At 72.2% G+C, this 13,785-nt stretch carries 12 protein-coding genes; 6 read left to right on the top strand and 6 right to left on the bottom strand.

What is annotated here, in order from left to right:
- Positions 1-180 precede the first annotated feature (180 nt).
- Positions 181-1,074 carry an NYN domain-containing protein gene (locus tag OG252_RS18815; RefSeq protein WP_266434097.1) on the top strand — a complete coding sequence of 298 codons (894 nt, stop codon included), beginning with the start codon at positions 181-183 and terminating at the stop codon, positions 1,072-1,074.
- A 52-nt stretch (positions 1,075-1,126) separates the two neighbouring features.
- Here OG252_RS18815 and OG252_RS18810 read toward each other — a convergent pair whose 3' ends face one another.
- Positions 1,127-2,008 carry an alpha/beta fold hydrolase gene (locus OG252_RS18810; RefSeq protein ID WP_266434095.1) on the bottom strand — a complete coding sequence of 294 codons (882 nt, stop codon included), beginning with the start codon at positions 2,006-2,008 and terminating at the stop codon, positions 1,127-1,129.
- 103 nt (positions 2,009-2,111) lie between these two features.
- Positions 2,112-4,604 carry a DEAD/DEAH box helicase gene (locus tag OG252_RS18805; protein ID WP_329337384.1) on the bottom strand — a complete coding sequence of 831 codons (2,493 nt, stop codon included), beginning with the start codon at positions 4,602-4,604 and terminating at the stop codon, positions 2,112-2,114.
- A 473-nt stretch (positions 4,605-5,077) separates the two neighbouring features.
- On the opposite strand from OG252_RS18805, the gene OG252_RS18800 reads away from it, so the two are divergent.
- Positions 5,078-5,824 (top strand): ferritin-like fold-containing protein, encoded by a 747-nt coding sequence (locus OG252_RS18800; RefSeq protein WP_266434090.1) that lies wholly within the window; start codon positions 5,078-5,080, stop codon positions 5,822-5,824.
- A 44-nt stretch (positions 5,825-5,868) separates the two neighbouring features.
- Here the strand turns inward: OG252_RS18800 and OG252_RS18795 are convergent, their stop codons facing one another.
- The 4 genes from OG252_RS18795 to OG252_RS18780 all read right to left on the bottom strand — a co-directional run bounded on the left by OG252_RS18795 (position 5,869) and on the right by OG252_RS18780 (position 7,709).
- Positions 5,869-6,138: a hypothetical protein gene (locus tag OG252_RS18795; protein WP_329345159.1), complete on the bottom strand. Its 270-nt coding sequence runs from the start codon at positions 6,136-6,138 to the stop codon at positions 5,869-5,871.
- Between the two features lie 180 nt (positions 6,139-6,318).
- The gene (locus tag OG252_RS18790) at positions 6,319-6,546 is read right to left on the bottom strand and encodes a DUF3107 domain-containing protein (protein WP_019754243.1); all 228 of its coding nucleotides are present in this window, start codon (positions 6,544-6,546) and stop codon (positions 6,319-6,321) included.
- Between the two features lie 142 nt (positions 6,547-6,688).
- Positions 6,689-7,330: a TetR/AcrR family transcriptional regulator gene (locus OG252_RS18785; RefSeq protein ID WP_266434087.1), complete on the bottom strand. Its 642-nt coding sequence runs from the start codon at positions 7,328-7,330 to the stop codon at positions 6,689-6,691.
- A 154-nt stretch (positions 7,331-7,484) separates the two neighbouring features.
- Positions 7,485-7,709 carry a hypothetical protein gene (locus tag OG252_RS18780; protein WP_266434085.1) on the bottom strand — a complete coding sequence of 75 codons (225 nt, stop codon included), beginning with the start codon at positions 7,707-7,709 and terminating at the stop codon, positions 7,485-7,487.
- 164 nt (positions 7,710-7,873) lie between these two features.
- On the opposite strand from OG252_RS18780, the gene OG252_RS18775 reads away from it, so the two are divergent.
- The 4 genes from OG252_RS18775 to OG252_RS18760 all read left to right on the top strand — a co-directional run bounded on the left by OG252_RS18775 (position 7,874) and on the right by OG252_RS18760 (position 13,676).
- Positions 7,874-8,938, top strand: coding sequence for an alpha/beta fold hydrolase (locus tag OG252_RS18775; protein WP_266434083.1), 1,065 nt, complete (start codon positions 7,874-7,876; stop codon positions 8,936-8,938).
- Positions 8,939-8,946: 8 nt separating this feature from the next.
- Entirely contained in the window at positions 8,947-10,464 is a 1,518-nt protein-coding gene (locus tag OG252_RS18770; protein WP_329337380.1) for a DUF3152 domain-containing protein, read from the top strand.
- Between the two features lie 222 nt (positions 10,465-10,686).
- Positions 10,687-12,390: a DUF3492 domain-containing protein gene (locus OG252_RS18765; RefSeq protein WP_329337378.1), complete on the top strand. Its 1,704-nt coding sequence runs from the start codon at positions 10,687-10,689 to the stop codon at positions 12,388-12,390.
- On the top strand, positions 12,387-13,676 hold the full coding sequence (locus OG252_RS18760) for a hypothetical protein (RefSeq protein ID WP_329337376.1): 1,290 nt from the start codon (positions 12,387-12,389) through the stop codon (positions 13,674-13,676). The genes OG252_RS18765 and OG252_RS18760 overlap by 4 nt, the downstream gene beginning before the upstream one ends.
- The last annotated feature ends 109 nt before the right edge of the window (positions 13,677-13,785 follow it).

Here is a 13,785-nt window from a genome sequence, read left to right as displayed (position 1 = left end):
CGCCGCGTGGTGCTGCGCCTTCTGTAGGTAGTCAACGGGATGCGTGTTACAAACATTCCCTACGCTAAAGAAATTTTTCGAACGGCTAATTACTGACCGGTAAGAGGTTCGAAAGAGGTGTGAACGGGACTGACCGGGACCGGTTGTGTTCGCAGCGTGACCGCCGGGACAATGGAGACGATGAACGACGACCTCGCGGCCCTCAGCGCCCGCATCGACCGCACCAACGAGCTGCTCCAGCGCATGCTCGCCGAGGTGGCGAAGACGCCCTCGACCCATGCGATCTTCGTCGACGCGGGATACCTGTACGCGGCCGCGGGACGCCTGGTCTCCGGGACGGAGGACCGCCGCGCGTTCGACCTGGACGCCGAGGGGCTGATCGAGGCGCTCATCGACAAGGCGCGCACGATCTTCGCGGACAGCAGGCTGCTGCGGGTCTACTGGTACGACGGCGCGAGACGCCGCATCCACACCGCCGAGCAGCAGTCCATCGCCGAACTCCCGGACGTCAAGGTCCGGTTGGGCAACCTGAACGCGAACAACCAGCAGAAGGGCGTCGACTCCCTCATCCGCTCCGACCTGGAGTCCCTCGCCCGCCACCGCGCCATCAGCGACGCGGCACTCCTCGGCGGCGACGAGGACCTGGTCTCCGCGGTCGAGGCGGCCCAGGGCTACGGCGCCCGCGTCCACCTCTGGGGCATCGAGGCGCCGGACGGCCGCAACCAGGCCGAGCCCCTGCTCTGGGAGGTCGACAGCCAGCGCACCTTCGACCTCGACTTCTTCAAGTCGTACGTGTCCCGCCGCACGGCCCTCGCCCACGAGTCGACGGCACCCCGCCCCGCGCGCGAGGACGTCCGCTTCGTGGGCGCGCAGATCGCGGCGAAGTGGCTGGCGGCGAGGGGACGGGACTCACTCGGGGACCTGCTGCCCGGCCACCCGTACCTCCCCGGCTCGGTGGACCAGGACCTCCTGGTCGAGGCGGAGGGCCTGCTGCAGTACTCGCTCCGCGGCCAGGCCGACCTCAGACGCGCGCTGCGGGACGGCTTCTGGGAGCACCTGCGGACGCAGTACTAGGGCCTGTCCGGCGGATCAGGTCGCAGGAAATCGGCGGCGCCTCGGCGGGCCCTTACTCGTGCTCGCTGAGCCGGGTGTTGTCCCAGAAGTCCGCGAGGGCGCGGGCGGTGGGGAGGGGCTGGTCGGCGTTGGGGGAGTGCTCGGCGCCCGGGATGACCGTCCGCCGCGCCCGCAGTCGTACGGCCATGCCGTCCAGCAGCGTCACCGGCCAGGTGTCGTCCCGGGCGCCCGACAGGACGTGGAACGGCAGCGGAACGGCGGCGAGTTCGGCGACCCGGTTCGGCTCCGTGCACAACTGGCGCCCCGTGGCGCGGAGTTGGGCGGGCTTGTGGCCCAGCCAGCGGCGGCGCAGCTGCTCCGTGCCGCCGATGCCGCGGGCGGGGCCGCCGACCTCCTCCGGCGGGCCCATCGCCAGGATGGCCTCCCACACCTCGGCCATACCCATCACGTCGAGCGCGTCCCGCAACAGCTTCACGCGCTTCTGCTGGGAGTCGGAGATCTGGGCGGGCCCGGAGGAGACCAGGGTGAGCGAGAGAAAGGGGGAGTGGTCGAGCAGTACGGCAGCGCGGGCGATCTGGCCGCCGAGGGAGTGCCCGAGCAGATGCAGGGGCGTGCCGACGCTCTCGGCCTGGGCGAGCACGTCCCGCGCCAACTCGGCCTGCGCGTAGGCGGATTCGTCCTCCTCGGGCCCGTCCGACTCGAACTGCCCTCGCCCGTCCACGGCCACGACACGGTACCCGCGCCCCGCGAGCGGCTCGTGCAACAGCGTGAAGTCCTCCTTGCTCCCCGTGAAGCCGGGCAGCATCAGCACGGTGCCCTTCGGCTCGACGCCGGGGGCCGCGGGCGAATCGACGACGGCGAAGTCTCCGCGGGGGGTGTGGAGGGGGTAGGCGCGGGCGTGGCGGGGGCGGGCGAAGGGGGCTTGGCTGGTCACGGGGGGAGGGTATCGGGTGGGGTGCGGGGGCGCGGACCGGGCGGCCTCCGGGAATGCCGACGGCCCGGTCCACACGAGGTGAACCGGGCCGGCGGGCGGGAGATCAGCTCTCCGTGGGCTCCGTGGCTGCCGTGGCCTTACGGGTCCGGCGCCGGGGAGCGGCGACCTTTTCCTCGGCCACGGCCTGGGCCGGGATGTCGGCGGCGGCCACCGCGGGCTCCGCGGCCTTGCGGGTGCGACGACGAGGCTTCGCCTCTGCCTCCGCCTCGACCACGTCACCCTCGACCGCCTTGGCCGCGGCGGTCTTGCGCGTGCGGCGCGGCTTGGCCTCCGTGCCCTCGGCGGTGTCGACGGCGGCCTCGGCCGGAGCCGCGGCGGCGGTCTTGCGCGTGCGGCGCGGCTTGGTGGCCGTACCTTCCGCGGTGTCGGGGGCGGCTTCGGCGACAGCCGCCGTCTTGCGCGTGCGGCGCGGCTTGGCCTCCACGGCCTCGACCGTGTCGACCGCTGCCTCGGCGGTGGCGGCAGCCTTGCGCGCACGGCGCGGCTTGACCGCGGCCGGCTCCGCCTCCGGGGCCGTCTGCGCCGGGATCTCGGCGACGACGGCGACGGGCTCGGCGGCTGCGGCCTTGCGGGTACGGCGCCGGGGCTTGGCCTCCACGCCCTCGACCGTGTCGAGGGCGGCCTCGGCCGGAGCCTCGGCGGCTACGGCCTTCCGCGTACGACGGCGAGGCTTGGCCTCCGCAGCCTCCGTGACCTCGGCTTCCGGAGTCCCGGTCCCCTCGGCCGTGTCGACCGCGACCTCGGCCGCAGCCGTGGCCTTGCGGGTACGGCGGCGCGGTGCGGCGACGGGAGCCTCCGGCTCCACCGGGGTCTGCGACTCCGTCTCCGGCGTCGTGGACTCGGCCGTGTCGACGGCCGTCTCCGCGGACTTGCGGGTACGGCGGCGGCGCGACTTCGCCGGGGTCCCGGCGGTGTCGAGGGCGGCCGTGCCCTCGGCCGTCGTGACGGCGGCCTCCGCGGCCTCCGTCACCGGGGCGATCTCGGACACCGGCGGCTCGATCGTCGGCGCTGCCGTGGCCGGCACCGTCTCCGATGCGGCGCCGCGGGTGCGGCGACGGCGGCGCGGGGTGCGGGTCTCGGTGGCGTCCTGGACCGCGGTGGTCTCCTGCGGGGCGACGCCCTCGACGGGAGCCGTGCCGACGGGGGCCGTCGAGTCCAGCGGGGAGCCGTTGCGGGTACGACGGCGGCGACGCGGCGTACGGGCCGCACGCTCGCCCTCAGCTGGCCGGGACTCCTCCCGACCGCCTCGGGCGTCACGGTCACCGCGACCCCCGCGGTCATCACGACCGCCTCGGTCTCCACGGCCGCCTCGGTCACCGCGACCGCCGCGCGCCCCACGGCCGCCCGTCTCGCCCAGGTCCTCCAGCTCCTCCGCCCCGAGCCCGGCGCGGGTGCGCTCGGCGCGCGGCAGGACACCCTTGGTGCCCGCGGGGATGTTCAGCTCCTCGAAGAGGTGCGGGGAGGTGGAGTACGTCTCCGGCGGGTCGCTGAAGCCGAGGTCCAGCGCCTTGTTGATGAGCTGCCAACGCGGGATGTCGTCCCAGTCGACGAGGGTGATCGCGATGCCCTTGGCACCCGCGCGGCCCGTACGGCCGATGCGGTGCAGGTACGTCTTCTCGTCCTCGGGGGACTGGTAGTTGATGACGTGGGTGACACCCTCGACGTCGATGCCGCGGGCGGCGACGTCGGTGCAGACGAGGACGTCCACCTTGCCGTTGCGGAACGCGCGCAGCGCCTGCTCGCGGGCGCCCTGGCCGAGGTCGCCGTGGACCGCGCCGGAGGCGAAACCGCGCTGCTGGAGCTGGTCGGCCAGGTCGGCCGCCGTCCGCTTCGTACGGCAGAAGACCATCACGAGACCGCGGCCCTCGGCCTGCAGTATCCGCGCGACCAGCTCGGGCTTGTCCATGTTGTGCGCGCGGTAGATGTGCTGCTTGGTGTTCGCGACCGTCTTGCCCGCGTCGTCCGGCGAGGTGGCGCTGATGTGCGTGGGCTGCGACATGTAGCGGCGCGCGAGGCCGATGACCGCGCCCGGCATGGTCGCCGAGAACAGCATGGTCTGGCGGCGGGCCGGCAGCATGTTGATGATCTTCTCGACGTCGGGCAGGAAGCCCAGGTCGAGCATCTCGTCGGCCTCGTCCAGGACGAGCGCCTTGATGTGCTTGAGGTTGAGCTTCTTCTGGCCCGCGAGGTCCAGCAGACGGCCCGGGGTGCCGACGATCACGTCGACGCCCTTCTTGAGGGCCTCGACCTGCGGCTCGTACGCCCGGCCGCCGTAGATGGCGAGAACGCGGACGTTGCGCACCTTGCCCGCGGTCAGCAGGTCGTTGGTGACCTGCGTGCACAGCTCGCGGGTGGGGACGACGACGAGCGCCTGCGGGGCGTCGGTGAGGTCCTCGGGCTGGGCGCGGCCGGCCTCGACGTCGGCGGGGACGGTGACGCGCTCCAGGAGCGGGAGGCCGAAGCCCAGCGTCTTGCCGGTGCCGGTCTTGGCCTGGCCGATGACGTCGCTGCCCGAGAGGGCGACGGGGAGCGTCATCTCCTGGATGGGGAAGGGAGTGATGATGCCGACGGCCTCAAGTGCTTCGGCCGTCTCGGGAAGGATTCCGAGCTCTCGGAAAGTCGTAGTCAGGGTGCTGCCTCTTCTGTGTGCGCGGCGCGAGGGCGAGCGCGGGGGTCGTCTAGGACCGTGCTGGGGACGTCGACTACTGCCTTACGGGCGAGCCGTATGACACGGGACCACTGCCGACGCTCTAGCGCTCGAACCGCTGAGGGTCCCCCTCCGAACTTCGTACGCACTGCGTCGTACGGGCGAGGAGGGCTGTCGGGTCGGAGCCGATCGGGCCACCGACCGGGCATCCTCATTCGTGCGGCCCGTCGAATAGTCGCCGGGCGCATTACCACTGTACCCCGGAAACGCGCACATGCGATGGCCGATTTGGTCACGTAGTCGTCGTCACACTGATTGACCAGGGACTTCCGTCGCGCGGCGAGCGAGCTATTGTGCGCTTCATGACGACCTCTGACAAGCCTGACAACGCCTCCGCCGCACCTGCAGCACACACCGGAGTCGCCGCCCAGGACTGGACGCGGGCCTCCGCCGAACCGCAGTACCGAGCCGCGGTCGTCGACCTGCTCGGCGCGCTCGCGTACGGCGAGCTGGCGGCGTTCGAGCGGCTCGCGGAGGACGCGAAGCTGGCGCCGACGCTGGCCGACAAGGCGGAGCTGGCGAAGATGGCGTCGGCCGAGTTCCACCACTACGAGAAGCTGCGCGACCGGCTGACCGAGATCGGCGAGGAGCCGACCGCGGCCATGGAGCCGTTCGTCGCCGCGCTGGACGGCTTCCACAAACAGACCGCGCCCTCGGACTGGCTGGAGGGGCTCGTCAAGGCGTACGTCGGCGACTCGATCGCCAGTGACTTCTACCGGGAGGTCGCCGCCCGGCTCGACTCGGACACCCGCGAACTCGTGCTGGCCGTCCTCGACGACACCGGGCACGCCGGTTTCGCCGTCGAGAAGGTGCGCGCGGCGATCGACGCGGAACCGCGGGTGGGCGGCCGGCTCGCGCTGTGGGCGCGGCGCCTGATGGGCGAGGCCCTGTCGCAGTCCCAGCGCGTGGTCGCCGACCGGGACGCGCTGTCGACGATGCTCGTGGGCGGCGTCGCGGACGGCTTCGACCTCGCCGAGGTCGGCCGGATGTTCTCCCGCATCACCGAGGCGCACACCAAGCGGATGGCGGCACTTGGGCTTGCTGCCTAGGGCCGCGGCACTTGCTCATCGAGGACGCCGCGATCGGCGGCGGATCAGGCGGTTGCCGATCGGCGGCGGAGTCTTCCCGCGGGGCGCAGCAGCAGCGAGAGCGAGGCCGAGCAGACGATCGCCGCGCCCAGGAGGATCAGCAGGACGCCGCCCGTGTCCAGCGCGCTGTGCGTGACGAAGGCTCCGAAGAGGGCGCCGGCCACACCGGTGGCGAGGACCAGGGAACGGGCGGGCAGACGGTGGGACAGCCGGTGGACCGCCAAGCTCGCCAGCACGAGACCGAGTAGAGCGGAGCCGAGCGCTTCCAACAACATCATGGGGGTCCTCCCACACGGCCACACTGCGCGTCACGGTCGTAGCCCGTCATACCCGTGACCTGCGGAATGCAATCCTCCTCTGTGCGCGAGTTGTGCTCCGGATGTGGAGAAAGGAACCGAAGAAACCGAGAGGGGCCCGACGACTCACTGTCGCCGGGCCCCTCTCGATACGTATGGCTACAGCGCGCCGAAGCCCACCTTGCGCGGGGCCGGCTCACCGAGCTCGACGTAGGCGAGGCGGTCGGCCGGGACGAGGACCTTGCGGCCGTGCTCGTCGACGAGGCTCAGCAGCTGCGACTTGCCGGCCAGCGCCTCGGACACCGCCCGCTCGACCTCCTCGGCACTCTGACCGCTCTCCAGAACGATCTCGCGAGGCGCGTGCTGCACGCCGATCTTGACCTCCACGGCTATGTCCCTCCGACGGTCAGTGAAGTGCGCTTCCGCGCCGTACTCCGCACACATTAGCCCGGTGAGGGGACGTACATGCTCCGCCCAAGAACGCCAGGAGCGAACAGCGGACGGGAACAAACCCTCGGGGCGCCGTGTGTCAGTGGTGGTCCGTGCCGTGCAGCGGGAAACCGGCGATGCCGCGCCAGGCCAACGAGGTCAGCAGCTGGACCGCCTGCTCGCGTGGCACGCTGCGGTCGCTGTGCAGCCAGGAACGGGCCACCACCTGGGCCAGCCCGCCGAGGCCGGAGGCCAGCAGCATCGACTCCGCGGGCGACAGGCCGGTGTCCTCGGCGATGACCTCGGAGATCGCCTCGGCGCACTCGTTCGTGACCTTGTCGACGCGCTCGCGCACCGCGGGCTCGTTCGTCAGGTCCGACTCGAAGACCAGGCGGAAGGCGCCGCCGTCGTCCTCGACGTACGCGAAGTAGGCGTCCATGGTCGCCCGTACGCGCTGCTTGTTGTCGGTCGTTGACGCCAGCGCCGTGCGTACGGACTGGATCAGCGACTCACAGTGCTGGTCCAGCAGCGCGAGGTAGAGGTCGAGCTTGCCGGGGAAGTGCTGGTAGAGCACCGGCTTGCTGACGCCGGCGCGCTCGGCGATGTCGTCCATGGCGGCCGCGTGGTAGCCCTGCGCCACGAAGACTTCCTGTGCGGCGCCCAGCAGCTGGTTCCGTCGGGCACGGCGCGGCAGGCGCGTGCCTCGCGGGCGTGCCGCCTCTGTCTGCTCGATGGCTGTCACGCCGCCTCCCAAAGTCGTCCTCGTGCGGTGTGCGCCGCGCCGCCATCGTACTTTTCGGTAACCGTGGTGTGCGCAGTGCGAGCGCAGAATTTCACGGACCGGACGCTGGTGAATGCCGCGCACCGTCTCTCAAACCGGGATGGAACGGGCGCTGTCACCGATAGTCGTCCTCGTCGATGGAGACGACGCGGGCCTGTTCGATGAGGTCGGCCTCGTTTGCCCGGCTCGGGTCCACGCCGGTCAGCGGGTCGTCGCGGTCCGGCTTGACGTCCGCCTGCTGCTCGGCGGCGTCGCCCTCCGGCGCTTCGACGTCGATCTCGGTCGCTTCCTCGGTGTCCTCGTTCATGAAGGTCTCGGGGTCGCGGGGGTCGACGGCCATGATGGGCTCCCTTCCTAGAACATCCCTGAGTGGAACAGGGGGCCACATGCGGGTGCCCTGCGTACGAGCCTAGGAGACACCCGATCTGGACGCCATGCGATCCGGGTACCTTCTGTGACGGCGAACACATGAACCACTGCGTGATCATCTCGTAACATTGCCGCATGTCTTCGACCGAGCTGCCGTTCGTGCCACCAGCCAACGTGCTGCCCAAAGTGGCGCCCGTCAGGGTGGCCGAGGGCGAGCGGCTCAGGTCGGCAGAGCTGCCGGGCATCACACTGACGGTCCGGTCGAGGCCACCCGCGCGCGAAGGGCTGCCACCCGCGCTCTACGTCCACGGCCTCGGCGGTTCCTCGCAGAACTGGTCGGCGCTGATGCAGCAGCTGGAGGACGCGGTCGACGGCGAGGCCGTCGACCTGCCCGGCTTCGGCGACTCCCCACCGCCGGACGACGGCGACTACTCGATCACCGGGCACGCGCGCGCGGTGATGCGTTATCTCGACGCCTCGGGGCGCGGTCCGGTGCATCTCTTCGGGAACTCGCTCGGCGGCGCCGTCGCGACGCGCGTCGCCGCGGTACGGCCCGATCTCGTCCGCACCCTCACCCTCGTCTCGCCCGCACTGCCGGAGATCCGCGTCCAGCGCACGGCCGTGCCGACGGGGCTGCTGGCGGTGCCCGGCGTGGCCGGGCTCTTCACCCGGTTCACCAAGGAGTGGACGGCGGAACAGCGGGTCCGGGGGGTCATGGCCCTCTGCTACGGCGATCCCGGGCGGGTCACTCCGGAAGGGTTCCGCAACGCCGTGGAGGAGATGGAGCGGCGCCTGCAACTGCCGTACTTCTGGGACGCGATGACGCGTTCCGCGCGCGGGCTGGTGAACGCGTACACCCTGGGCGGCCAGCACGCGCTGTGGCGCCAGGCCGAACGGGTCCTCGCGCCGACCCTCCTCGTCTACGGCGGCCGCGACCAACTCGTGGGCTTCCGCATGGCATCGAAGGCGACTCGCGCCTTCCGCGACTCGCGCCTCCTGACCCTGCCGGAGTCGGGGCACGTGGCGATGATGGAATACCCGGAGACGGTGGCCGGGGCGGTCCGCGAGTTGCTCGCCGATGGCGCGGCCCGTGACGGTGGGGTGCGGGGCTTCAGCGGGGGCGAGGGTACCTTTGACGCCACAGAAGGAGCCTCCGGCGGTGGGGCCGGAATGTCGGGCAGTACGAACTCGGGGAGCTGAGGGGTGAGGTGGGACGCCACAGTCGACGTGGATCTGCTCCCAAGAGTGGCCCCAAGGGGGACAGCGCCGATCCCGCCGTCCAGGGCCGGACACAGGGCCCACCGGCCGCGCGGCAGGCAACGCCGGCGCCGCAGCCGGGGTACGGAACACCGGCCCAGGGGGTTCCGAGGTACGCCGACGGGACTCCCGCGCGCGGAGTCCCGAGGTTTCCTGACGGGACGCCGGCTCATGGGGTGCCGAGGTTTCCTGATGGCACGCCCGCGCATGGCTTCCCCAGGCTTCCCGACGGCACACCCGCGCACGGTGTCCCCAGGTTTCCCGACGGCACGCCCGCTCATGGCTTCCCGCAGGTCCGTGGCGGGCATCCCGAGCAGCGCGAATCCGGTGGCGCCTGGGGGGAGTTGAGCGGGCCCGGCAGGCCGGGCAGCCCGGGCGTCGCTCTTCCGCGGCAGCGGCAGGCGCCGCCGGTGGGCACGAGGGGGCGGAGAGAGCCGCGGCAGGACTACCTCGACGCCTTCGAGCGGGACGGCGGCCTCTTCGAGGGGGACGACGACGTCTTCACGCCCCGGACGCCCGTCGCCCCAGCGCACCGCGAACCGCTCTCCACGCACGCCTCCGATCCCTACGGCACCGTCACCGGCTGGCCCGGCGGGACCGGTGTCGACCGTCCCGAGGACGACGACGCGCCTCCCACGGGCGAACCGGCGCCGCCCGTCAAGGACGGCAAGGGGCGCACCTTCACCGGGATCGCGGCCGCCGCCGTCACCACCGTGCTGGCCGTCGTCGTGGCCGGTCAGGTCACGGACGGGCGGGACGACAACGCCGTACAGTCGCAGTCCGCCACCGACCAGGCCCGCGACGCCCGCGACGGGGCCTCGCGCGGGGAGGGCCGGCCGACGCCTTCCGGTTCGCCGAGCGTGGCGACGCTGACGTACGAGCAGGGGATGGACAAGAGGTACGCGCTCGGTGTCACGCTCAAGGGGCCGGGCGAGTTCGACGCCATCAAGGGGATCGCCAAGGCGCCCGGCAAGGGGCAGAAGTACACCTACCGCGTGGACGTGGAGCAGGGGCTCGGGCTCGACGGCGGACTCTTCGCCGAGGCCGTGCAGAAGACGCTCAACGACGACCGGAGCTGGGCCCACAACGGCGCCCGCACCTTCGAGCGCGTCTACTCCGGCAAGCCCGACTTCGTGATCACCCTCGCCAGCCCGGGGACCACCGCGACCTGGTGCGCCAAGTCCGGTCTGGACACCACCGTGGACAACGTGTCGTGCGACTCGGCCTCCACCGAGCGCGTGATGATCAACGCTTATCGATGGGCGCAGGGATCCAAGACCTACGGTGATCAGATCCACGCGTACCGCCAGATGCTGATCAACCACGAGGTCGGCCACCGGCTCGGCTACAACCACGTCACCTGCGACAAGAACGGCGACCTCGCCCCGGTCATGCAGCAGCAGACCAAGTTCCTCGACCACGACGGAATCCGCTGCCGGGCCAATCCCTGGCCTTATCCGGGCAGCTGACGGGCGCCGCGCCCCGAGTGGCCCGCGAGTGACGATCCGTACGCGCATGATCTCTTAGCGCGACGGAACGCGACCCGCACGGGAAAGTTACGACCGTTCACCCCTTTTGGTGGTGCGACGGACAACCGTCCGTCGCACCACCGCCTTGTCCGCATACGTTCGTCCCGCTGCGAGTCGCCGGGTCAACGGCGGCTCCCCATACGGGAGATCGGGGGTGCGCTGGTGCGCATCGGACTGCTTACGGAGGGTGGCTATCCGTATGTGAGCGGTGATGCCAGGCTCTGGTGCGACCGGCTCGTGCGCGGGCTTGAGCAGCACGAGTTCACCATCTACGCGCTCAGCAGCAGCGAGCGCCAGGAGGACGAGGGCTGGGTTCCGCTGCCGCCGCAGGTCAGCAGGGTGCGCACGGCACCGCTGTGGACGGCCGAGGAGGACGGGGTCGGATACGGACGGCGCGCGCGCCGGCGGTTCGCCGAGTGCTACGGCGAGCTGGCGGCCGCCCTGTGCGAGGGGGGCGTCGCGGAGGCCTCCGGGGAGCCGTCGGCCACCGAGGCGGACCGTTTCGCCAGCGCGCTGTACGGCCTCGCCGAACTCGCCCGCGACGAGGGCGGACTGGTGGGCGCGCTGCGCTCCGAGGCCGCCGTACGCGCCCTGGAACGCGCCTGTCGCGCTCCCGGCGCACTGCGCACGGCGCGTGAGGCGCGCGTACCGGATCTGCTCACCGTCGCCGCGCATCTGGAACGCGCTCTGCGCCCTCTCTCGCTCGACTGGTACGAGGACGACGACCTCGGCTCCGTCGACCTGTGCCATGCCACGTCCGGTGGCGCGGCGGCCCTGCCCGGGCTGCTCGCCCGGCACTTCTGCGGCGTGCCCCTGCTGGTGACCGAGTACGGCGTGCGGCTGCGCACCCACTACCTGACCGCCACGGAGTCCTCGCCCCCTGTACGCGCCCTGCTCACCGCCTTCCACGGCCGACTCGCCGCCGAGGCGTACAGCCGGGCCGCGATCGTCACGTCCGGCAACGCGCACGCGCGCCGCTGGCAGGAGCGCTGCGGCGCCGACCGCGACAAGCTCCGCACGGTCTACCCGGGCATGGACGCCGCCCGCTTCGCGGACGTCGGCGAATCGCCGGAGTGCGCCGACCCGCACACCCTGGTCTGGATCGGCCGGGTGGAACCGGCCAAGGACCTGGTCTCCCTGCTGCACGCCTTCACGGAGATCCGCAAGGAGGAGCCCAAGACGCGGCTGCGGATCGTCGGCGCCCCCTCCGGCTCCGAGGGCACGGCCTACCTCGGCCACTGCAAGGCGCTGGCCGCGCAGCTCTTCCCCGACGAGGCGGACGGCCCGCACGCCGTCGGCGACAACCCCGTCTCCTTCGAGGAGATCGGCGGCCCGGAACTGCCGACCCTGGCCGACGCGTACGCCGCGGGCGCGGTGACCGTCCTGTCCAGCGTCGTCGAGGGCTTCCCGATCAGCCTGGTCGAGGCCATGTTCTGCGGCCGCGCGACGGTGTCCACGGACGTCGGTGCCGTCGTGGAGGTCATCGGCGGCACCGGCCTCGTGGTGCCCCCGCGCAATCCGCGGGCGCTCGCCGAGGCGTGCGTGGCGCTACTGCGCGACACCGAGCGCCGCGAGCGCCTGGGCGCCGCCGCCCGTGCCCGCGCGCTCGAACTGTTCACCGTCGAGCAGAACATCACGGCATTTCACGGCATTTACCTGGACATCGTCTCGCGCACCCCGGTCCGCCGCGTCCTCCTCGACGCCACCGGCGAACCCCTGCCGTTCGCCACCCCCGCCGAGGCCCACGTACCCGGACGCTGGACGGAGCAGGGCCTACACGTCGTGGCACGCGGTGGGCCCGGCTGGGCCGCGGGACCGCCCGTACGCGCCACGGCGCCGGCCGCGGCCACGGAGGGAGCGTCATGAGCGAACTCGGCGAACTGGACCGCCCCGGGGCCCCGAATAGCCCCGGAGCCTGGGACGAACGCTCTCAGGAGTGGCTCGTCACGGAGGCCGACGCAGACCAGGGGCCCGACGCGGACGCCACCACCGACCACGGCCCAGCCCCTGACCCAAGCGCGCGCGGTAAATCCAGAGACACCCGCTCCACCACCCCCACCCCCCGCCGCACCACCGCGGACCCGGTCAAGGCCCTGATGCACCGTCACCGGGACCTCTGCGAACGAGCTGTGGACCCCTTGGAGATCGCGGCCGGCCTGGAGGCCCACGGCGTCACCGACCGCACCGCCGCCCGCTTCCGTCACCGCGACGTCTTCTCCCTGGCCGAGGAGATGTACGCCCGGATCCCCCGCGACGGCGAAACCCCAAAACCCCGCGCCTCCGAGGGTGGCCCTCGCCCACGCGTCGACTGGGTCCTCCTCACCCTCCTCCCCGGCGCCCTGTGCACGGCGACCGTGGTCGGCCTGCACCTCACCCACGGACAGGCCCGCCCGACGGTCGCCGCCGCAGGCGCCCTCGCCGTGGCCCTGGCCCTGCGCGCGGCCCTCGCCCGAGGCCCGCTCAGCCCCAGATCCGGCACCCCCGCGACCGGCACCAGCACCTGGACGTACTGGCTCATCGCCTACGCCCTCCTGGGCGACGGCCTGCTGCGAACCGCCCTGGCCGGCGGCCCCGACGGCCTGCCCGACGGCAGCCCGGACGCCCCCTGGCCCCTCGCCGCCGCTCCGCTCCTGGCCCTCACCTGGGCCTGCGCCCCAGCGGCCTGGACCACCCACCTCCTCACCGCACGAGCCCGCCGCAAACTGACGGCGAGCCGCGGCCTGGAGGACTTCGCCGCATCCGTACGCCCCCTGCTGCTCGGCACGTTCGCCCTGTTCCTCGGCGCCCTGACCGCCCTCCTCACCCTGACCGCGACGACCCTCGACGAACCCGTCACCTACGCCCAGACCACCACCCTGGGCGCCCTTCTCCTCCTCTCCCGCCTCCTCGCCATCCACCGCTTCACCCACGCCCCCGCGGTCATCCTCACGGCCATCGCCACGGCCCAGGCAACGGCCCTGGCCACGGTCTTCGCGGCTCGCCTCCCCGGCTGCGAGGTCCTGGCCCTCCCGGTCCAGACCCTCACCGAGACCTGGGGCCCGGGCAGCGTCCAGGCCCTCACCTGCGGCACAGGAGCGCTGATCCTCCTGCTCCACGCAACCCGCACCCTCACCCGGGCCTCGGCCCACGCCCCGGCGGAGAACCAGCGGTGAGGCGGCTGCGACCGGTGTTCCCGAGACGCGGCAGCCGCGTACGGCGAGCAGGGGACGTGTCGGGGGGTGTCCGCCCGCAGCGGATGGCGCGTCAACACGTTCGCCCTGG

It is taken from the genome of Streptomyces sp. NBC_01352 (genome assembly GCF_036237295.1).
Classification (GTDB): domain Bacteria; phylum Actinomycetota; class Actinomycetes; order Streptomycetales; family Streptomycetaceae; genus Streptomyces; species Streptomyces plumbiresistens.
Note: the sequence above shows the minus strand (reverse complement) of the source record. Positions and strands in the feature narration are given on the sequence as shown.